The sequence below is a fragment of the Planctomicrobium stercoris genome (assembly GCF_051465655.1).
In the GTDB taxonomy this organism is placed as follows: Bacteria; Planctomycetota; Planctomycetia; order Planctomycetales; family Planctomycetaceae; genus Planctomicrobium.
The window spans coordinates 1,937,139-1,956,898 of the sequence record NZ_CP195791.1 but is presented as its reverse complement, the minus strand read 5'-3'; the positions used below and the strand labels follow the sequence as shown (position 1 = coordinate 1,956,898).

The 19,760-nt window shown below is 57.7% G+C and carries 18 protein-coding genes; 11 read left to right on the top strand and 7 right to left on the bottom strand.

Translation table 11 applies throughout. The features are described 5' to 3' along the window. Positions 1 to 94: 94 nt before the first annotated feature. Both SH661x_RS08050 and SH661x_RS08045 read right to left on the bottom strand, forming a co-directional pair. A complete protein-coding gene (locus SH661x_RS08050; protein WP_437229761.1) occupies positions 95 to 1,267 on the bottom strand; it encodes a mandelate racemase/muconate lactonizing enzyme family protein in 1,173 nt (390 codons plus the stop codon). Further along, on the bottom strand, positions 1,267 to 1,737 hold the full coding sequence (locus SH661x_RS08045) for a DinB family protein (RefSeq protein WP_437229759.1): 471 nt from the start codon (positions 1,735 to 1,737) through the stop codon (positions 1,267 to 1,269). The genes SH661x_RS08050 and SH661x_RS08045 overlap by 1 nt, the downstream gene beginning before the upstream one ends. Before the next feature lie 579 nt (positions 1,738 to 2,316). Here SH661x_RS08045 and SH661x_RS08040 point away from each other — a divergent pair. After that, positions 2,317 to 2,730: an HU family DNA-binding protein gene (locus tag SH661x_RS08040; protein WP_437229757.1), complete on the top strand. Its 414-nt coding sequence runs from the start codon at positions 2,317 to 2,319 to the stop codon at positions 2,728 to 2,730. Between the two features lie 259 nt (positions 2,731 to 2,989). After that, positions 2,990 to 3,208: a hypothetical protein gene (locus tag SH661x_RS08035; protein ID WP_437229755.1), complete on the top strand. Its 219-nt coding sequence runs from the start codon at positions 2,990 to 2,992 to the stop codon at positions 3,206 to 3,208. Positions 3,209 to 3,599: 391 nt separating this feature from the next. Here the strand turns inward: SH661x_RS08035 and SH661x_RS08030 are convergent, their stop codons facing one another. After that, positions 3,600 to 4,919: a nucleotide sugar dehydrogenase gene (locus SH661x_RS08030; protein ID WP_437229753.1), complete on the bottom strand. Its 1,320-nt coding sequence runs from the start codon at positions 4,917 to 4,919 to the stop codon at positions 3,600 to 3,602. A 280-nt stretch (positions 4,920 to 5,199) separates the two neighbouring features. On the opposite strand from SH661x_RS08030, the gene SH661x_RS08025 reads away from it, so the two are divergent. Then, positions 5,200 to 5,487, top strand: a complete 288-nt coding sequence (locus tag SH661x_RS08025; protein ID WP_437229751.1) for a putative quinol monooxygenase — start codon at positions 5,200 to 5,202, stop codon at positions 5,485 to 5,487. Positions 5,488 to 5,657: 170 nt separating this feature from the next. Here SH661x_RS08025 and SH661x_RS08020 read toward each other — a convergent pair whose 3' ends face one another. Beyond that, entirely contained in the window at positions 5,658 to 6,920 is a 1,263-nt protein-coding gene (locus SH661x_RS08020; RefSeq protein WP_437229749.1) for a putative sugar nucleotidyl transferase, read from the bottom strand. Positions 6,921 to 7,266: 346 nt separating this feature from the next. Between SH661x_RS08020 and SH661x_RS08015 the strand changes: the two genes are divergently transcribed. The 8 genes from SH661x_RS08015 (at position 7,267) to SH661x_RS07980 (ending at position 16,758) form a co-directional block, all read left to right on the top strand. Then, positions 7,267 to 8,481: a DegT/DnrJ/EryC1/StrS family aminotransferase gene (locus SH661x_RS08015; protein WP_437229747.1), complete on the top strand. Its 1,215-nt coding sequence runs from the start codon at positions 7,267 to 7,269 to the stop codon at positions 8,479 to 8,481. A 476-nt stretch (positions 8,482 to 8,957) separates the two neighbouring features. Beyond that, positions 8,958 to 9,638: a hypothetical protein gene (locus tag SH661x_RS08010; RefSeq protein WP_437229745.1), complete on the top strand. Its 681-nt coding sequence runs from the start codon at positions 8,958 to 8,960 to the stop codon at positions 9,636 to 9,638. A gap of 68 nt (positions 9,639 to 9,706) precedes the next feature. After that, positions 9,707 to 11,191 (top strand): ATPase, encoded by a 1,485-nt coding sequence (locus tag SH661x_RS08005; protein ID WP_437229743.1) that lies wholly within the window; start codon positions 9,707 to 9,709, stop codon positions 11,189 to 11,191. Between the two features lie 20 nt (positions 11,192 to 11,211). Beyond that, positions 11,212 to 12,126, top strand: a complete 915-nt coding sequence (locus SH661x_RS08000) for a tetratricopeptide repeat protein (RefSeq protein ID WP_437229741.1) — start codon at positions 11,212 to 11,214, stop codon at positions 12,124 to 12,126. 706 nt (positions 12,127 to 12,832) lie between these two features. Further along, on the top strand, positions 12,833 to 13,279 hold the full coding sequence (locus SH661x_RS07995; protein WP_437229740.1) for a TraR/DksA family transcriptional regulator: 447 nt from the start codon (positions 12,833 to 12,835) through the stop codon (positions 13,277 to 13,279). Positions 13,280 to 13,374: 95 nt separating this feature from the next. Continuing rightward, positions 13,375 to 14,817: a trypsin-like peptidase domain-containing protein gene (locus SH661x_RS07990; protein ID WP_437229738.1), complete on the top strand. Its 1,443-nt coding sequence runs from the start codon at positions 13,375 to 13,377 to the stop codon at positions 14,815 to 14,817. A 225-nt stretch (positions 14,818 to 15,042) separates the two neighbouring features. After that, a complete protein-coding gene (locus SH661x_RS07985) occupies positions 15,043 to 16,257 on the top strand; it encodes an ISL3 family transposase (RefSeq protein ID WP_437229736.1) in 1,215 nt (404 codons plus the stop codon). Positions 16,258 to 16,290: 33 nt separating this feature from the next. After that, positions 16,291 to 16,758, top strand: coding sequence for an REP-associated tyrosine transposase (locus SH661x_RS07980; protein ID WP_437229734.1), 468 nt, complete (start codon positions 16,291 to 16,293; stop codon positions 16,756 to 16,758). Between the two features lie 54 nt (positions 16,759 to 16,812). On the opposite strand, the gene SH661x_RS07975 is transcribed toward SH661x_RS07980, so the two are convergent. From SH661x_RS07975 to SH661x_RS07965, 3 genes are all read right to left on the bottom strand, one after another. Continuing rightward, positions 16,813 to 17,862 carry a TIGR00730 family Rossman fold protein gene (locus tag SH661x_RS07975; RefSeq protein WP_437229732.1) on the bottom strand — a complete coding sequence of 350 codons (1,050 nt, stop codon included), beginning with the start codon at positions 17,860 to 17,862 and terminating at the stop codon, positions 16,813 to 16,815. A gap of 148 nt (positions 17,863 to 18,010) precedes the next feature. Continuing rightward, positions 18,011 to 18,439 carry an STAS domain-containing protein gene (locus tag SH661x_RS07970; protein ID WP_437229730.1) on the bottom strand — a complete coding sequence of 143 codons (429 nt, stop codon included), beginning with the start codon at positions 18,437 to 18,439 and terminating at the stop codon, positions 18,011 to 18,013. Next, on the bottom strand, positions 18,426 to 19,673 hold the full coding sequence (locus SH661x_RS07965; protein WP_437229728.1) for a hypothetical protein: 1,248 nt from the start codon (positions 19,671 to 19,673) through the stop codon (positions 18,426 to 18,428). The genes SH661x_RS07970 and SH661x_RS07965 overlap by 14 nt, the downstream gene beginning before the upstream one ends. Positions 19,674 to 19,760 lie beyond the last annotated feature (87 nt).

Here is a 19,760-nt window from a genome sequence, read left to right as displayed (position 1 = left end):
GAAAGTGTAGCAAAACCCGGAACAGTGCGAGCCCCGTGGGACATTCCCGAAATTCCCGTTTCAGGATTGCCGCAGCATTTCCATGGAGGACGGATCAGAGTGTTCGGACCGCGCGCCGCACGCAGACCCGTTCGACCGCGTCTTCGTCGATGGTCACCCCGAGTCCGGGACCACGCAGCGCCTCTCCCCTTCCCTCTCTTCCGAAGGTCAGGTCTTCATGGGTGAGCCGTTCCCGGACGAGAAACCGGTCGAAGCTCCCTTCAACCGCCGTCAACCCGCCGATGGTCGTGGCGAAATGCCGCCCGGCTGCCGAGAGGATTCCCGTCTCACCCACCTGACAACCCAGCTGACACCGCAAGCCGGACTCCTGAGCGAGTCTGGCCAGCTCCACGCTATTCAGGATTCCCCCACACTTGGAAAGCCGCAGGTTGAAGATGTCGCAGAGTTCTTCCTGAATCGCCCGTTCCGCATCTTCCCGCGAACACAGAGACTCGTCGAGCATGATCGGAACGGAGATGTCGCGACGGACCTCCCGCAGCTTCCGCACTTCCTCATGCGGGACCGGTTGCTCAACGCTTTCAACCTGGAAGGGCTCAAGTGCTCCCAGGCGGTCAGCCACCTGGGCGACATCCCATGCCTCGTTGGCGTCAATTCGAAGAGGAAGTTGCGGACCAAAGATCCGACGGACAATCGAAAGCAGCTTCCGGTCGTCTCGCCCCGGGACTCCCACCTTCACTTTGCATTGTCGAAATCCGTAGTAGCGAAAGAGCCAGCATCGAATCCGCAGCTTCAGGGCATTTGTGGCTGTCATCACCGCGCTGTAATGGACTTCCTCCCGAGGATCGAGAAGTCCCGATGCGGAGGGAAGCTGGGAGATGAACGCGGAAAGCGGCACCTGAAGTGATCGGCAGGCAGCATCGAGAATTGCCAGTTCCAGCGCACAGCGGGCCGAGTTCCCGAAACACTCTCTCGCCTCGACTGGTCTGGGCAGCTGAATTCCAGCAACCGTCTCCCGCAAGCTGTCGAGATCCTCAATCCCCTGCCCCACTCGCGAGAGGTCGAATTCAGTCAGGTGCTGCCACGCGGTGTCGATCGTTTCGCCCGTGACATAGAGACGGGGCAGCCCCTCGCCCCATCCGACGCTGCCGTCATCAAGACGGCAGCGCACGAGGATGGAATCGTTTTCCGTTCGCGAATGCGAAGCATGTTTGATCCGCTGTTTGAGCGGAATTCTCGCATGCAGCACCTGAATCTCGGCAATCCGCATCAGTTCAATCCCAGAGCGATTCGCTTCTGCTCAATGAACTTCAGGTGGTGAGTGATGTGCCCTGTGATTCTCTTGAGCAGATCTTCCAGTGAAATCGGCCCGACTTCGCTGTGGCGACCGGTTCGGGCAAACACCGCATCCGGTTGAGCCAGCAGGATGGTCGCCATCTGTTTGCGGACCAGCCTGACCAGTTCCAGTTCTTCCCGCACGTTTCGCAGATTGTAAGAAAGCCTCGCAGCAAACTGATCCGGGTCTCCCGCGAGGAGCAACGGATCCTCTTCCGCGATGACCCGCTTCATGCGGTCTGCGTAGACCGGCTCGAAGTCCGCAATGTGACAGATGACCTGCTGGGTCGACCAGGTGCCGGGGACGGGGGTGGCTGCCAGTTGTTCATCTGTCATCCCGGCGACGGCCGCTTCCAGCTGATCGGCACCAGCGAGGTACTCCCGGATCTGGGACTCAAACTGCATATCAGACTCCCTGAATTTGTGACGTCTCGCGAGATTCACGTCCTCTTCCACCTCCGGATTCCGGTCAACGCGAGCGGAAATCGGAAAAAATCCTGGACGTTCCGGGACTCGGCCACGACGCAATTCACTGCCCGGATGACTCTTATCTCACACGATACCGTCGAAGATTGATGGTCTGCAATCGCACCGATTGCCTGGAGAACTCTGGACAGCTGACCCATCGCTCGGGTTCGACATCCCCCCCCAACAATCGCCACAAACAATTACACAACAACCATATGCAACACAAAACAACAAGCACGTCTTGAAATTGTTCCGGCGGCAAACCAGCACGATTTTCCTGAAAGAGTAATCTGGAGAGACTTTGCGGATTTTTTCGAATTGCGCTCAATTGCCGGTCACAGGATGGACGATAAACAGTTTGAGTTTCTTCTTCACACCGGCAACAGTGAGGAGAAGAGGTTCTGGCCCATCCCGGCTACTTGACAGTAAGTTGCTGTTGCATTTACAGTTGAGTGCAGACTGCTAACGACAGTCAGCAGCAATTCGAACGCCAGGAACAGCCGGGAGTGGCCAAACGTGACCAAAAAAGAAATCGTCAAAACGATCTCAGAAGAATGTGGTCTCACTCAACTTAAGACGAAAGAAATCGTCCAGAAGACGTTTGAAGCCATCATCGACACATTAGTCACAGAGACTCGGATTGAACTCCGTAACTTTGGTGTCTTTGAAGTGAAGAAACGGGCAGCCCGGAAAGCCCGCAACCCTCGCTCCGGCGAACGAGTGGATGTTCCGGAAAAATTTGTCGTGACGTTCAAGCCTGGTAAGGAAATGGAAGAACGGGTGTTGCAATTGCAGGAAGCTGCAGCACGCTCGGCTCTTGAAGCAGCAGCCGCTGCCGACTCGCCAGTTCAGAACAATCACACAAGTGAACCTGCCTCCCCGATGACCTCTTACGCACCTCACCCCGCGGAAGAGCATCGTCCTGAGTAATGAACCTCGCACAGAGCAGCCCGATTCCGGACTGCTCTGTCCACGCGGTTCGAAGTCCTGTCTGAAGTCAAATACCCAATCACAAACCGGCATTTGCGAAATGACGAGGCGGTCCTCGACTCGATCGAGGTACGTCCCGACATCCCCGCCAATGCCGATCAGGAAAACTGTCAGGCTGGTAGCGTTCGTTCACAGGATGGACGAAGGCTGTCGACTGTCCCGGGTGCCTTGTGGTTACAAGGACTCATGGAGGAGACCCATGCGGAACTTATTCCTGCTGCTTGCAATGACGGCCACCCTGACGGCTCAGTCTGGATGCATTATCCCGATCTGGAGTGCTTCTCCGGATGACCGGGTGCGGCAGATGATTTATCAGTCGGAAAACTACCGGCAGATTCCTGAAATCTGGGAACGCGCCTGGTTCCTCGATATGCCGGACGTCGCCACTCCGTACCGCACGCACGGGGGCGTGATCTGATCAGGGAATTTGTCATTGGTCAATTGTCATTTCTCATTTGTCATTGAACCCACCCAGGATTCAATGACAAATGACAATTGAGAAATGACAATCCTTCCGGTCAACCCCGCCCGGACGTTTCGCTGCGATAAACGTCCGCTGAGCACCGCTTCATGAGTCACGCTGGTCTATCATGTGCCGGCGAACCCGGAATTTCACCGCATGAAAGTCCATGTGATCGCCTGCCCCACGTGGTAAAACGTTTGCTAACCTTCTCCAGACATGAAATTGTCCATCGGTCAATTGTCATCTCTCATTTGTCATTGAACCCCGCTCAGGACTCAATGACAAATCCTCCGCTCAACTCCGCCCGGACGTTCCACCGAGGCACACCTCTGCAGAGCATCGCTTCTTAAGCTCTGCGGATTTTCTCCTGTCCGCTGCTCACTTTGCGGGTGGCGTTGCGAGTGTCCAGTACCAGCTTCGAATTGGCGACAATGAAGTCGTAATCGTAAGCGGAGTGATCGGTCGCGATCAGCACGCAGTCCTGGGCTGCCAGGAACTCTTTCGTCAGCTCTTCACTCTTCAGATCCGGCAACGGATGGTGTCGCGTCTCCGGCAGCTGCGGGACATGAGGATCGTTGTAACTCAGATCCGCCCCCCGCTGCATCAGAAGCTTCATCAACGTGAAGGCGGGACTCTCACGGGCGTCGTCGACATCCTTCTTATAAGCCACTCCCAGCATGCAGATCTTGCTGCCACGCACGGGCTTGCCGACATCGTTCAGGAATTCAGCGAGGCGATGAATGACGTACTCCGGCATGTTGGAGTTCACTTCACCGGCCAGCTCAATGAATCGGGTCGAAAGCCCCTGCCGACGGGCGAGCCACGTCAGATAGAACGGGTCGATGGGAATGCAGTGCCCTCCCAGACCCGGTCCCGGATAGAACGGCTGAAACCCGAACGGTTTCGTCTTGGCCGCTTCGATGACCTCCCAGATATCAATCTCCATCCGGTCAAAGAGCATCTTCAACTCATTGACCAGGGCGATGTTCACAGCCCGGTATGTGTTCTCGAGAATCTTGGCCGCTTCCGCCACTTCCGCGGAACGGACGGGAACGATCTGAACTACCGCCGGTCGATACAACGCGCACGCCAGCTCGAGACTCGTTTCATCCAGTCCACCAACCACCTTGGGAATCTTGGCTGCGGAGTACACCGGATTGCCGGGATCTTCCCGTTCGGGGCTGTAAGCGACATAAAAGTCCTGTCCGACCGTCAGTCCTGACTTCAGCAGGATCGGCAGCAGAACATCCCGTGTGGTCGTGGGATAGGTCGTACTCTCCAGAACGACGAGCTGCCCTTTTCGGAGATTCGCAGCAATGCTCTCACCGGTCCCGACGATGTACGACATATCCGGGTCGCGGCTCTCATTGAGCGGAGTTGGTACGCAGATGATGATCGCGTCCGGCTCGCTGAGCCGGCGTTGATCGGAGGTCGCTTCAAATCGACCGCTTTCCCGCCACTCGGTCACCCGCTGTGACGAGACGTGCTTGATGTAGCTCTGCCCCGCATTCAGCTGAGTGACCTTGCGATCATCCACGTCGAATCCGAGCGTGCGGAAGCCGGCATTGATAAACGCATCGAGCAACGGCAGCCCGACGTATCCCAGCCCGATGACCCCGACGACTGCCTGACGCGCCTCCAGCTTCGTAAGCAAATCCTGCGACATTTTGTTCTCGTAACAATCTTTGGGGGAAGTGTTTTGGTGATTCCAAAAGGTGGTTTTCCCAGGAATGCACGGAGTTTCGGTGAATTCCAATCAAACTTGAGACCCCAATGGTGCCCGGCGCCCTGAGTTTCACGACGCCAATGAGTCCCAATGTTTTCGAATTCAAACTTTCTCCGCGTCTGGGTGCCTCCGTGGTAAACCATCTCTGGAATGGCGGCTATCATATGGACCAGTGAAATTTCGCACCATTCCAATCCAGAACCGGAGACGCCCCCCGATCATGTTCGCCACCAACGTTATCCTGACCGTGAAAAACGAAGCCGATATCGAAAAAGTGGGGGAACTGCTTCGCCGATGTGGTCAGCTTTCCCGGACGGAACCAGGCTGCAACGTCTATGAGGTCTGCCATTCCCAGAGCGACCCCCGCGTTTACATGCTGATCGAACGCTGGGAAACCAAGGCAAGCTGGGAAGTCCATCGAACCGCCGAAGCGTACCTGACGATCTATCAGCCGCAGGTCATCCCCCTGGTCGATCGGGTCCCCCATATTTCCGATCTGCTCGAGTAATCCACCGGCCTCTTCCACGATCAGGAACCATTCCCCCCCCAGGCAAAACCACCGTAGGGTCCGCTGTGCGGACCGTTATGGGTGACGACCTTGCTGCCAATGGTCCGCACAGCGGACCCTACGCGGGACACCGGTTCGGACGAAATGAGAGTTTACTTCTTCGCTGTTCGTTACTGCCCTCGGGAAATGGCCCGGGCACGTTCCTGGGCGGTTGAAGAGAAAAGGTGCTTCAACAGCCGTTCGGCTGCTGGATCGAGTTCCATTCCCCGACGGGACATCGCAATTCGGGCGGACTGAATGCCCGAGTCGGTTCCCCCGGGGATTTCTTCAATTCGACCGTGCCAGACCCGGCTGAATGACGGAATATGCTTCGGAAGCAATTCACCGCCGGGGAGAATCAGACTCATCACGCCGATCGAGGATCCGGTGTTGAACAGGCTGCACAACGCGGTTTTTGTATGGTCTCCGATGAAACAGCCGACTTTCGTTGACCCGGAATTGATGCCATCTCCGCTCAGCGGCACACTGACATTCGAATAGTCGTTTTTCAGGTCACTGTTGGTGGTCAACGCCCCCAGATTGACCCAGGGACAGACATAGCTGTGTCCGAGAAAGCCGTCGTGATACTTGTTGGCGTACCCGTGAACGATGCTTTCTTCAATTTCTCCTCCGAGGCGGCAGACGGGGCCAAAGCTGCATCCTTCCCGAATATTCGCCCGGAAAAGCTGAGTTTTCTGGCCGATGTAGGCTGGACCTTCGATCCGCGTAAACGCCTGGATACGGACTTCCCGATCAATCCAGACCGGGCCGGCTGAAGCGTCGATGACCACAAACGGATCAAGTCGGGCGGTCGGATGAATGAACACCTGTTCGGGCGAACCGACGATCGCGACGCGTGAATCCAGCTCCGGTCCCCTCCCCTGCTTCTCCCGGGCCGCGAAATCACGTGTGAGCCAGCCGGGATTCTCAGCAATGAGGTCCCATGGGTAATCGAGAACAGTCCCTTCCACTTGAACGGGACTTTTCCGCTTCGCGAGAGCGACGAGTTCATCTCCCTGCAAAATGCCCTGAACGGAGCACTTGTCGGTTGGGGAGATAGAGATTGCCGCCAGCGTTTCGCCGATCCAGGCTGCGGTGCCGGGCGTCAACGATTCCAGTAAATGAGGCTGAATCAGGCAGCGTCCGTTCACCAGAAGAACATCGTCCTGTCCCAGCCACTTCTGGTCATTCAGATGCGCCGCCGGGTGCTCAAGTTGATACGTTTCCTGGAGTTCCGGGCGAAGAACGGCTCCCCATTCGGCCGTGGGGAAATGGATGCAGAGGCGTTCCCGGGCGGAAAAATGCCCGCAGAGTAGTTCGAAAACCGGTCGCAGCAGTGCGATCGGGGCAAACTGGCGGGCGGTCTGATCCTCAAAAAAGGCGATGCGACGCATGCCGCTGCTCCCTGCTCTGCCGTGTCGTCCAGGTTCATCGAGTAAGGGTGTTCTCCCGCTCGCCGGCTAAAAACTGCTGACGGCGCGAACTTTAGTGAAAATCAAATGATCCGGACAGGCTGACAATGCCGATTATGAGGGGCGTCATTCCCGAGCGAGAGCAAAATCTTGACAGAGACTGAAATCGGTCCTACTGTCCGCTCGCCCGCAATGACTGCCGGGTTGTGATCCACCCGTAATTTTGTCCATAGATTTATTTCAGGTGAAGCTGATCAGAGGCCTGCCCCACAGGTTTCTCGCCCGAAACGATGCCCTGGACAGGGCGCAAGAGCGAATGGAGTCGCTGATGTCGAATATTCTTCCGCTGTCTCGCCCGAACGACACACCTCCGGCGGCTCGTGCCCCGGTCCCGCTGATTGACCTCGTCGACCAGTACCATTCCATTCGGCCCGAGATCCAGGAAGCTGTCAACCGCGTGTTTGAGCGGCAGACCTTTGTTCTCGGTGAAGAAGTCGAAACCTTCGAGGCAGACATTGCCCGCTATGTCGACGCCCGGCATGCCATCGGCTGTGCTTCCGGAACGGACGCCCTGCTGCTGGCGTTGATGGCCCTGGGAATCGGCCCGGGCGATGAAGTGATCACCTCACCGTACAGCTTCTTCGCTACTGCCAGCTGCATCGTGCGTGCTGGGGCCCGACCGGTGTTCGTCGACATCGATCCCGTCAGCTACAACCTGAAGCCAGAGGCGGTCGAAGCAGCCATCACCCACAAGACCCGGGCGATCATTCCCGTGCATCTGTACGGTCAGTGTGCGGAAATGGATCCGATCTGGCGAACCGCCGTGAACCATCATCTGGCGGTGATCGAAGACGCTGCCCAGGCGATTGGCTCCGGCTACAACGGCCGTCAGGCTGGCGTACTGGGAACCATGGGTTGCTTCAGCTTCTTCCCGACCAAGAACCTCGGTGGAGCCGGCGACGGTGGAATGATCACCACCGATGACCGCGACCTGGCCAACCGTTTGCGTCGTCTGCGCGTTCATGGCGACTTCGGTGGATACAACCACCTGGAAGTCGGGCTGAACAGCCGTCTGGATGCTTTGCAGGCAGCGGTTCTGGCTGTGAAACTGCGACATCTGAACGACTGGTCCAACACCCGCCGCGAGAATGCTGCCCGGTATCAGGACATGTTCGCCGACTGCGGTCTGGATGAACGTCTGGAACTGCCGTGCGAACTCCCGAACCGCCACCACGTTTACAACCAGTATGTCGTCCGCGTGAAGGATGGTCTGCGGGATGAAGTGCTGGCGTCCCTGAAGAAACAGGGAATCGGCTGTGCGATTTACTACCCCCGTCCCCTTCATCTGCAGGAATGTTTTTCGAACCTGCAGTACCGGGCGGGTCAGCTTCCGGAAGCGGAGAAAGCCGCGACCGAAACCATTGCCCTCCCCATCTTCGCCGAGCTGCGTGAAGACCGTCAGGTGCGAGTCGTCGAAACCATGCAGCAGGTCTTTGCGGAAATCGACGCCCGCAAATCGATCCCCCTGCGACGGGCAGCGTAACGCCGCCTGAGCTGGATGAGATGCAGAGTTCTGAATCCCGTTTGCGTGAGAGGCGCAAACGGGATTTTTTGTTGCTTGGGGTACGAGGTTGAGAGCGAAGAGTCCAGAGTCAAGAGCCAGAAAGTGGTGCCGGGTGCCACGGCTCTGCGAGCCGTGCAAATGGGTGCAAAACGTCCCCCCTCTTTCTGAATTCTTCTCTTAAGCCTGGCCGCAAGGACGTTCGGCACTGCTCAGAGAGCAGCGGCACCCGCTCTGGACTCTCGTCTCTGGACTCTCGTCTCTAGACTCTCGTCTCTAGACTCTCGTCTCTAGACTCTCAACTCTCGACTCTCCTCGAAGCGGCGGTCAAACCGGAATTGCCGTCACGATCGACACAATCGGTAGCCGATAACAGAAGAGAGTGTGTCTGGCTGTCCGTTCAAAACCGGCAGTCGCACGCTTCTCTTTTCATGCTGTTCGGAATGGGGGAAATCCGAATGATCCGTCTGTCGATGTCGGCCTGTCTGGTGATGGTCCTGGTGGTGTCGGGGAGCGCACGCGCTGACTGGCCCTTCTTCGCCAATGACGGAGGTCCTCGCCGCGGATCCCCGGAATACTACCAATTGCACGCAAACGACCCTCCTGGTGCCCGTCAGGTCTACAAGTACGGGAAGCTCTGGCCGCCGCAACCGCGCCCGGTCGGTCCGCACCAGCTGTGGGCCCAGAAGTACCATCACGCTCACTACTGGCCCTACCCATATACCTGTCAGGATGAAGCCTCGGTCAGAGCGTTTCAGGACACGCAGGTCGCCAACGGCTGGCTGTCACAGACCACCTTCTACGACTACCACTTCGACCTCCAGACGAATCAGTTGAACAGTTCCGGGCAGGACCACCTGCGATGGATTCTCGTTCACGTGCCGCCCGAGTATCAGCAGATCAGCGTGGCCATCTCCGCGGATGCCTCGAAAAACAGTGCTCGAATTGCGAACGTCCAGCGAGACATTGCCCAGATGGCGGGAGGAAATCCCGGACTGCAGGTTGCAGCCCGGCTCGCGGATCCGACTGGCCGTCCGGCTGCCGAAGTTCAGAGCATCTTCAAGAGTGCGCAGGAAAACATGCCTCCTCCGATTCTTCCCCCGGACGCTGGCGATGCCGGCGGAAGCGAAACGAACTAAGACGATTCCCGACCCGTTATTGGCCGCAAGCCTCCCTTTTTCCTGTCCGGATCCCTGCTGTTGCACGAATGTCGTACGGTCCCCTTGACTCGCGTTCTGACGAACTTTCGTCTCCTGAAGACTTCACCTCGATTCCCGAGGCGGTCGATCTTCCGGAAGACGTCTACGAACGCATTGTGCAGCAAGTGCGGGACCTGCGGGACGCGATCAACTCCCAGCCACAGGACTTCCCGCCTGTCGACACACATGACCCCGTTGAAGCACCGCGCGCTCCCGCCAGCCTGGAAGCCGCAGGCATCAGTCTGGGACAGCTGTCCGACCTTGTCCTGAAGCTGCTTTATCTGAATGGGACGTTGACCGGTTTCGAGATCAGCCGGCAGGTCAGACTCCCCTTCAGCGTGCTTTCCGAAACGATGCAGTCGCTCAAGGGGGACCGCTCCGTTGAAGTCTCTTCCGGAGAAATGGTCGGACCGCTCAGCTACCGCTATCTGCTGACCGAACAGGGACGGGTCCGCGCCCGTGAGGCATTTGAGACATGCCGGTATGTGGGCCCTGCACCGGTCTCGCTGGAACATTACACGCGGCAGTGCCGGCTGCAGTCGATCAAAAACGTGCCGCTGCATGAGGGGGAGCTGGCAGCAGCGCTGCACGATCTGGTCCTCGATCCCGATTTGCTGCGCCGCCTTGGACCGGCGGTTTGCAGTGGTCAATCCATTTTCCTGTATGGACCACCGGGAAATGGAAAGACGGTGATCGCCAAGGGGCTGGGACGCTGGCTGAATGAATGTGGCGGGGCCATTCATGTTCCGTATGCGTTCTCTGTCGACAACCAGATTGTCGCCGTCTTCGATCCCAGCATCCATCGGCCGGTGAATTCCAGTCCGCTGGATGAAGAGGCCCCTTCAATCTCCTCCTCTCACGATTTCGAACCGGATCTGCGCTGGCGGCAGGTGCGTCGACCGGTGGTGGTCGCAGGGGGAGAACTCAACCTGGAGATGCTCGACCTCCGGTTCCACCCGGCCAGTGGCTACTACACCGCTCCGCTGCATGTGAAGGCGAACGGGGGAGTGTTTCTTCTGGACGACTTCGGTCGGCAGCTCGTCCCGGCCCCGCAGTTGCTCAACCGCTGGATTCTTCCGCTCGAGGACAAGACCGATGCTCTCACGCTCAGCACCGGCAAAAAATTCACCGTTCCGTTTGAACAGCTGACGATCTTCTCCACGAACCTGCGGCCGGAAGAGCTGGTGGATGCTTCGTTCCTGCGACGGATCCGGCACAAGCTGGAAATCGGGTACCCGAGCGAGAAGCAATATCGGGAGATTTTCCGCCACACATGTGAACAGAGGAACATCAAATACGATGACTGGATTGTTTCGCGGCTGCTGACCACGCAATACGGGCCTGAAACTCCGCCCAAAGCCAGCGATCCCCGTGATTTGCTGGATGTCATCGAGGCGATTTGTCGATTTAGGGGAGACAGGCCGCACCTGAGCGAGAAAATCGTTTTCGAAGCCTTCCAGGAATGTCTGGGGGGCCCGCGGCTTCCGCACTGAATGGATTCAGGAGACCGTCTGTGAAATATCCCGCCCAGGCTTTGACCACTCTGGTGGCTGGATGTGTTCTCAGCGTGACGACGAGCGGCTGTATCACCATCACGCCGACCTCCCCAACTCTTTCCTGGAAGTCGATCACCAAGCCCAAAATTGAGCGGGCGTCTTACGAGGAGAAGGTTCCCGAAGCTCCCGGAGAACCGAAGAACCCCGCTAAACTCAAGGTGGCCTACGGCCGTCTGATGGAAGAATCAGGCCAGCTTGCCGAAGCCCGGAAAAACTACGCAGCGGCAATTGAAATCCAGCCCAAAGAGGTCGATGCGATCCTCGGCCTCGCCCGTCTGGATCAGCTGGCTGGAAACAACGAGCAGGCGGAACTCGGCTATAAAAAGGCAGTCAAGCTCGCGCCGAACTCGTCTCAGGCCCAGTACAATCTCGGGCAGTTCTATGCGTCCCAGGATCGCTGGGAGGACGCGACTGAGTGCCTGACAAAAGCGATGCTCGCCGAACCGGATGACACCCAGTCGCGATATGCCCTGGCGGTCGCACTGGTGCACACGGGGAAAGTGGATGCTGCCCTGCCCCACTTCATCCGCACGATCGGCGACGCGGAAGCTCATTACAACGTCGGCCTGATCCTGCAGGGGGGCGGTCATCTGGAAGATGCCGAACGCCATTTCGCTCTGGCCGTCACCAAGAAACCGGAGCTCGTCGCCGCTCAGGACTGGCTGGTCCATGTTCGCCAGCAGCGACAGAACGGGCCCCCCGCCATCGATCAGAGCGTCCCGGAAAAGGCCCAGGGAACCATCCTTCCCGCCGGCCACAGCACTGCAGCGACACCGGAAGCCAGCCAGAAGAGTCCTTCCGCCCCGGTTCCCGCTGATCGAAAGCTCTCTGCCCAGCAGGTCGAGCAGGAACAGAACCAGCGTCCGCTCTAGACCAGTTTGGTCTATCATGTGCAGGCGATTCAGGATTTTCACCGCATGAAAGTCCATATGATCGCCTGCGGAACGGAATAGATTATTTGCAAAACCGCTCTAATAGGTGACGTAGCGAGAAATGTTCTCGAATCACGTTTAGCTGCACACTTCAAGTGTGCAGCTAAACTTCAATCCGGCTCCCCGGCACCCGGCTGAGCCTGCCTTAACCGCTCGTAGCGATCTTCTGAGTTCGATCTCCAGCAACAGCTGCGACGATCCTCGCAGGAACGACGGTCGCACCGGTCCGAAGCGAAATGCTGGACCCGTGCCCGCCAAAACGACGACCCCACTCTGGGAGACCGGCTGAACCTCGAAGTTCTGGTTGTCTGCGGCAACCCGTCACTTGGTCGAGGTTTACCGTGAATTGCCCTTGCGGAAGATTCCCGAAGTCGGGCGTCCAAAGCTGCGGCGGCATCTTTGGGGAGGAGGACAAACCGACCGACTCCCGACCGATTTTGACATCGACAAATGTCGGTGTCAGATTTGGCATCATCGTAAACTGATTCCGGAGAACGATTTGTAAATCCGAACGAGTTTTACCCTCGTCAAAAATCCCAGCGACGTAAAATTCTGACGTTCCAACAACCCTGCATGTCCTGCAGGTCAGAATTGAGGATCTCCGAGCCTGCTCTTCGCGAGCTGTCTCGTTTGAAGGGGGGAAATCATGGCCAGAAAAGATGCGTTGCTGCGACTGCATGAACGATTGATTGCCCAGAGAGAGGAACTACAACGGAAACTGTCCCGCACCGAGTCGAACGTCAGCGATGACACCGGAGGCGATTCCGGCGATATGGCCTTTCACGATGTCGAAAAAGAGCTGGAATCCCAGCTTGTTTCGCTGGAAAGCCGTGAACTGACTCGCATCGACAAGGCGATCGAAGCGATTCGAAACGGGACATACGGTCTCTGTGAGCTGTGCGAAACCAGAATTCCCATTGCCCGGCTGCAGGCACTTCCTCACACTGCCTGTTGCGTGGCCTGTCAGCGCAAGTTTGAAAATCGTCGGTCCGCAGGGGGTGATGAACCGAATTGGGAATCGGCCTGGGAATTTCAGGCTCGCAATGCCGATCGGGAACTCACGATGCGCGACCTGCACATGGAAACCGATTGATCAGGATCTCTCTGATGCCTCACCTGTCTCTGCCGACGCGCGGTTTGAGTTTGTGTTTGATCGCAGTCTGGCTGATTTCAGGACACTCTGTCGCAATGGCAGCGGGACCGGTCGCAACTCCTCCCGCAGGGGCCGAGCGGACAGTCCGCTACTCTGCAGAAGAGCATGCCGAGGCTCTCAGGAATGCGGGACGTCATCTGGCCAGCGTCACGGCGCGAACCATGCCTTCGGTGGTGAACATCGAAAGCACGCACATGGGCAAGTCCGGTGAGACCGACGAAACCGGATCCGGCGTCATCATGAAGAGCCCGCGCACCCCCGGACTGTTCGTGATCACGAACCGCCATGTGGTGGAAGGGGCGCCGCTCAACAAGATTGATATCCACCTCAACGACGGCCGGGTGCTGACTCCCACCGAAAAACTGGAAGACGCGGACAGCGATCTGGCGGTCCTGCGGATCCCGGATGTCGGAGTCATCGCTGCTCAGTTCGGGGACAGCGATAACCTCGACATCGGACATTTCGTTCTGGCGATGGGGAGTCCGTTCGGCCTGACGGAATCGGTGACGCTGGGGATCATCAGCGCCAAAGGGCGACGCTCTCTCGAACTCCCCGGCCGGAACGTGGTCAATCAGGATTTCCTGCAAACAGATGCCGCGATCAACCCCGGAAACAGCGGCGGCCCGTTGATCGATCTGGATGGACGCGTCATCGGGATCAACACCGCCATTGCCTCGCAGGGAGGGGGCAATGAAGGGATCGGCTTCAGCATCCCCAGCAATCTCGTGCAGTTTGTCGTCAGCCAGCTGCTGGATTATGGCCGGGTGCGTCGCGGCTATCTCGGGGTTCAGCTTGATGAGCACTTCAACTTTGAATCCGCCAAACGTTACGGGCTGGACCGCAAGCAGGGAGCCCGCGTGACGAAAGTCATGGACAACACCCCTGCTGCCCTGGCGGGAATCCGCCCCGATGATGTCATCCTGAATTTCGACGGCTTTGACGTCGCCGATGAACGTGATCTGATCAACAAAGTGAGCATCACCCCGGTCAACAAGCAGGTCCGGGTTGTCGTTCTGCGGACCGGGAAACGGCAACCGCTCACCGTGATCCTTTCTGAAAAGCCTGAAAAGGGGATGAGTCAGCTCGAGCCGGTCAATAAGGTGTTGGTGAAGCCGGCGGGGTTCAAACAGATCCACTCTGGCATCGAAGTGGAGCCGCTCACCCCTTCCCTGGCTCGGCAGACCGGATTTTCCGATGCTCAGCAAGGCCTGCTGGTCAAGCAGGTTTCCGATTCCGCAATCGAACAGGGACTTCAGCTCTACGACGTCATTGAAGAAGCGGCCCGCCAGCCAGTCACCTCTCTGGAGGAATTCGAAGACGTGATTTCAGCAGTCGGCTCCGAAGAACCGGTCGTGCTGAAAGTCACACGGGTCTCGAACGGCCGCGTCGCATCCCGGCTGATTCTCCTGACGCCAGCTGCCCGGAACATCGCCCGACAGTCTCAACTGCCAGAGGCCAGCGAAGCGGCCAGCTATTAACCCGGGTGGCCCAGACGATGTCTGGGGGGCGCAGCCACAAGAGGCTGGTCGAAAACTTCTCCATTCGAAGCGGGCTGAAAATGGGAAAACGGCGCATCGACGACAGTCGTCTCTATTCCCATTTTGTGGTTCATCCGGCAGATAGGGGTGTTTGGTTGAAAAAGTTGGACATGCTGGTCTGATCAGGGGTTGTGTCTTACGCAATTCCTGAAGGAAGAACTCAGCATGTCCAGTTGTCTGTTGTACCACGCACTCGGCGTGCGGGGCTATCGATATTTGTCCACACGGTTTGAGCAGGGGGAGATGATCGTGAGCATCGAACTCCCCCGGGAGAAGCTGCGATGCCCGGCCTGCGGGCACGGGCGTGTCCACGTCATCGAGCGGTTTCCGCGCATGTGGAGGACCGTCTCCATCGGTCTGAGGCCGGTCTTCATTGAAATGGATGTTCCCAAGGTGCAGTGCCAACGCTGTTCGCTCAGACGACGGGTGGAAGTCACGTTCGCTCAGGTCAAGCGGCGTCACACCCGAAGCTTTCAGCGATACGTCATGGAACTGCTCACGTTCATGACGCCGCAGGATGTTGGTCGACATCTGGGGATCTCCTGGGACCTGGCCAACGACATTCAAAAGCAGCGACTACGAAAGCACTTCTCCAAACCGAGGCTCAAGCACCTCAAGCGAATTGCCATTGATGAAATCCATGTCGGAAAGAAGCACCGCTTCATCACGCTGGTGCTGGACCTGGAGAGTGGAGCGGTGGTTTTCGTCGGCAAGGGAAAAGGAGCTGATGCTCTCAAGCCATTCTGGAAACGGCTGACATCCTCTCGTGCCCAGGTGCAGGCGGTGGCCACCGACATGTCGCCCGCGTACATCAGTGCGGTGCTGGAGAACCTGCCAGATGCGTCTTTGGTGTTTGATCGATTTCACATCATGAAGCTGCTGAATGAGAAGCTGACGCAACTGCGTCGGGAGCTGTTTCATGAAGCGGAAGGCCCATTGGGAAGACAGGTGCTCAAAGGGACCCGCTGGCTGCTCTTGAAGAACCCGGAGAGCCTGGATCATTCAAAAGGAGAGCACCTTCGGCTGAAGGAAGCCTTGCAGCTCAACCAACCGCTGGCGATTGCCTACTACTTGAAGGATGAGCTGCGGATGTTCTGGGAGCAGGAGACCTGGGGTGATGCAATGGAGTTCCTGGAAGACTGGTGCAGGCGAGCCCAGACCTCGGGCATTCGCATCCTGCAGCAGTTCGCCCGGACGTTACAGGGACACCGCAGTGGGCTGTTGGCCTGGTATCATCACCCGATTTCGACCGGTCCGCTGGAAGGTGTGAACAACAAGGTCAAGCTGCTGCAGCGGCGAGCATATGGCTACCGCGACCTGGAACTGTTCCAGCTCCGCATCCTGTCCCTGCATACCACCCGCTTCGAGATCGTCGGTTAACGACAACACCCCTATCTCCCGGATGAACCCATTTTGTCACCTTCTCCTGTTACCATTCGCCGTCGCCTGCTAGATCATGATCGTGCGAAGAAGATTGTTCTGGGAACGCTGAACTCCCAGTTGAGCCAGCAGCAAAGTCGTTGTGTCGGATTCGTGATCATGCCCGACCACGTTCATGCGATCGTTTGGTTTCCAAAGACTCACCACCTGAGCCTTTTTATGAAACAGTGGAAAACCAGATCATCGACAGCGCTGATGGAGTTCTATCGAGGCCATTTGCCGGCGTATGCAAACGCGATTCAGGAGACTCCCATCTGGCAGAGGAAGTATTACGTGTTTCACATTCACAGCCAGACGAAGCTCCAGGAGAAGCTCTCTTACATGCACGAGAATCCAGTGCGAGCAAATCTCGTCACGAACTCTCACGAATGGATGTGGAGCTCGGCCAGGTGGTATGCCTTCCACCGCTCTGTGGGTGTTCCAATTCAGTGGGTCGATTGACGACAAGCCTCTTGTGGCTGCGCCACCCAGATTTCATCTGGGGCACCCGGGAATTCAGCACTGCCCCAGTTCGTCGTTGATGACGTCGACCATCTGTCTGAGTCGGCCGACTTCCCGGCGGTTGAAGGAGAGTGACAGCCGCGGCAAGTCTCGCAGGTGATCGTCGTCCGTCTCCATCTCGTGTGCGGTCGCCAGTTCGATGCTGCCGGATGTCAGAATGTCGCTGAATTCGGCGTTCAGACGCTTCAGGAACGCTTCATCCGGAGCGACATGCAGACGCAGGTACAGCTTGTCCCGGACGTAGCGCATGCTGTTGTAGACGCAGTAGAAGTTCATGATCTCGTCCACCGCTTCCTGAACGTTGTCGGTCACTTTGAACAGCGACAGGTCAGCGGGAGAGATGAGTTGCTGCTCGAGGAGATTCTCGACAATAAAGTCGTACCATCGTTTCCAGTAGGTCCCGCCGGGGGGATCGATGCAGACGATGGGCATCAGGTCCCGTTTGCCCGTCTGCACGAGCGTGAGAGTTTCAAACAGCTCATCCTGGGATCCAAAGCCGCCGGGGAACATGGCGATGGCGTGGACTTCCTTCACGAACATGAGTTTGCGGGTGAAGAAGTATTTCAGGTTCACCAGCTTCTCATCTTTATTGATGACGTAGTTGGCTCCCTGCTCGAACGGAAGAATGATGTTCAGCCCCATGGACATCTTGCGGCCCGCCCCGACATGGGCCGCTTCCATGATTCCCCCCCCTGCCCCTGTGACGACGAGCCAGCCGTCTTCCGCGCACAGCCGCCCAAATTCGACCGCTGACTGATACGCCGGATGCTCCGGACGGGTGCGGGCCGACCCGAACACCGTCACCTTCCGCTGGCGACGGAAAGGGGTGAAGACTTTGAAAGCGTATCGCAGCTCACGCAGCGCCCGGCTGACGATTTTGAGATCGCCGCGGGTGGCGTGATCCCGGGCAAACTTGTCGGCCGTTTCCTTGATCTCCTCAATGAGACGAGCGGTCCCGGTCGAGTCGACGTCGTGCTCTGTCGGTAGCGAATGCTCTTCGGAGACGTGCGGGGAGGGTTTGCGATTTCTGCGATTCTGAGCCATGAGCGAGCGCACTCCAGTTGCGCTGAAGTTGTGGGAAAATAACGGGCTAGACCAGTTTGGTCTATCATGTGCAGGCGATTCAGGGTTTTTACCGCATGAAAGACCATATTATCGCCTGCGGAACGTAATAGATATTTGCAAAACCGCTCTAGGCGCCAATCGACTCCAGTGCTTCCTCACGAGTGTCGTAAATGGCCCAAAGCGTGTCGAGGGCTGTCGTGTGCAGCAGTTCGCGGGCGAGTCGATGCACCCCGCACAGGACCATCACTCCACCGCGGGTGCGGACGAGCTTATGGCATCGCACCAGAAGCGCCATGAACACCGAACCGAAGTAGGAGACCCGGGAGAGGTCAAAGACCACCATCGGCGCCTTCTGTCCGCGAATCGGTTCCATCACAATATCGGCAGCCTGTTCGATGATCTCCCATCTCAGACTCTCAACTCCGCCAGCGGCAACCACAACCAGAGCATCGCCGTGCCATTCCAGCGTGATGACATTGTGATCCATACTCGCCACCTGCGTTCCATCTTTCTTCGGGTGACAGTCTGTCGCGAACTGGGCGCTATTTCGAAGCATCTCCGACAGCAGCAGCGGGATCGGTCGTACGTAGCGGATATTCCTTCCCGTCCGGGGTGAGCCGTCGACTGGCGGGCGGATTCTGCTGAATCCAGGTCGTCAGTGCCTGCAGCTGGGCTGCGGGAACGGCTGCAATCGCTTCCACGCCAACGCCCGATTCCATGAACGGGCGCACAATCGGGACGACCACTCCCCACGCCCCTTTGACATACGGAGCATGTGTGCTCAAACCGGTCCGCTCAATCTCGTACAGCAGACCCCATTTCTTTTCTTTCGCCTGACGCTGCTGCAGCGGGCGGAAGGCCAAATAGATTCGCTTAAACGCTTCTTTCAGTTCCGGCACGGTAGGAGCCCGGTTGTATTCGTTGCTCAGTTCCACGAGCAGCGTGGCGATCTCACTGGTGATCAGCGGCACGTTCGTGGAGGAGTTGTAAGGCAACTGGGTGATGCACTGCGCGGCGATGCTGCGATTGAGCCAGACTTCGTTCTGGTCGGTGATGACGTCCATCAACGCTTCGATGACGATCGGCTGGGTCGCTGTGTTGTCGATTCGGTCGACACTCCCCAATGCCTCAATCAGACGGAGGCGGAACCACCAGACGCCATCGCTGGGACTGCTGGGGTTCGCTTCGAGAGTTTTGACCAGAACAGTGGCGATGTCCGACTTCTCATTCGAACTGGGAGAGTTTTCGCCGTCTCGGCAGATTCTCATGATTCCACGGGCGGCCAGAATTCGACCTCCCAGAAACTGCTGCGGATCCTGGACGACATTCAACAGCACCCGATGAGCGGGGTTGAATGGAACAGAAGGTGTTTCCACCCCTCCTGAGTTCTGTGCCTGCCGAACGCTGAGTTGCGACAGGATGGAGATCATGTTGTAGCGGACGAGATCATCCGGATTCGTGAGGATGTCCGGGGCCAGGGCCACCGTTTCTTCCATGGCGATCTGCCGGGCCGTTGGCGAAACAGACTGGGCATGCAGGTCAGCGAGGAATCTGTCGAGCACCGTCTTAGGAAGGTTGGCGTTGTTTTCCTGGGTCAGTTGCGAGAGGAACATCTGCACGATCCTCTTGATCTGCCTGACCTGGTCTCCTCCGGGATTGACGGACTTCAAAGCGTTTTTGTCTTTGAAGTATTCCAGCTGGAAGTATTTCTTGACCTCTGCCGGGCTGGCCACCCAGGCGGGAGCGGTCCACGCCGGCGCTGGGGCCTGCGCCGCTGTCAGACGCGGCATTGAGAGTGCCAGCAGCATACCGCTCAGAAACGTCAGGAGCGGAACAAAATTTCTGCCTTGCCGCGAAATCAAATTCGATCCCCCAGG

Bases quoted from the DNA above. Each gene is read 5' to 3' on its own strand.
- SH661x_RS07990 (WP_437229738.1), top strand. From the start codon at position 13,375: ATGGCAGCGGGACCGGTCGCAACTCCTCCCGCAGGGGCCGAGCGGACA.
- SH661x_RS08045 (WP_437229759.1), bottom strand. From the start codon at position 1,737: ATGCAGTTTGAGTCCCAGATCCGGGAGTACCTCGCTGGTGCCGATCAG.
- SH661x_RS07985 (WP_437229736.1), top strand. From the start codon at position 15,043: ATGTCCAGTTGTCTGTTGTACCACGCACTCGGCGTGCGGGGCTATCGA.
- SH661x_RS08030 (WP_437229753.1), bottom strand. From the start codon at position 4,919: ATGTCGCAGGATTTGCTTACGAAGCTGGAGGCGCGTCAGGCAGTCGTC.
- SH661x_RS08005 (WP_437229743.1), top strand. From the start codon at position 9,707: ATGTCGTACGGTCCCCTTGACTCGCGTTCTGACGAACTTTCGTCTCCT.
- SH661x_RS08035 (WP_437229755.1), top strand. From the start codon at position 2,990: ATGCGGAACTTATTCCTGCTGCTTGCAATGACGGCCACCCTGACGGCT.
- SH661x_RS07965 (WP_437229728.1), bottom strand. From the start codon at position 19,673: ATGCCGCGTCTGACAGCGGCGCAGGCCCCAGCGCCGGCGTGGACCGCT.
- SH661x_RS07995 (WP_437229740.1), top strand. From the start codon at position 12,833: ATGGCCAGAAAAGATGCGTTGCTGCGACTGCATGAACGATTGATTGCC.
- SH661x_RS08020 (WP_437229749.1), bottom strand. From the start codon at position 6,920: ATGCGTCGCATCGCCTTTTTTGAGGATCAGACCGCCCGCCAGTTTGCC.
- SH661x_RS08025 (WP_437229751.1), top strand. From the start codon at position 5,200: ATGTTCGCCACCAACGTTATCCTGACCGTGAAAAACGAAGCCGATATC.
- SH661x_RS07970 (WP_437229730.1), bottom strand. From the start codon at position 18,439: ATGCTTCGAAATAGCGCCCAGTTCGCGACAGACTGTCACCCGAAGAAA.
- SH661x_RS07975 (WP_437229732.1), bottom strand. From the start codon at position 17,862: ATGGCTCAGAATCGCAGAAATCGCAAACCCTCCCCGCACGTCTCCGAA.
- SH661x_RS08010 (WP_437229745.1), top strand. From the start codon at position 8,958: ATGATCCGTCTGTCGATGTCGGCCTGTCTGGTGATGGTCCTGGTGGTG.
- SH661x_RS08050 (WP_437229761.1), bottom strand. From the start codon at position 1,267: ATGCGGATTGCCGAGATTCAGGTGCTGCATGCGAGAATTCCGCTCAAA.
- SH661x_RS08015 (WP_437229747.1), top strand. From the start codon at position 7,267: ATGTCGAATATTCTTCCGCTGTCTCGCCCGAACGACACACCTCCGGCG.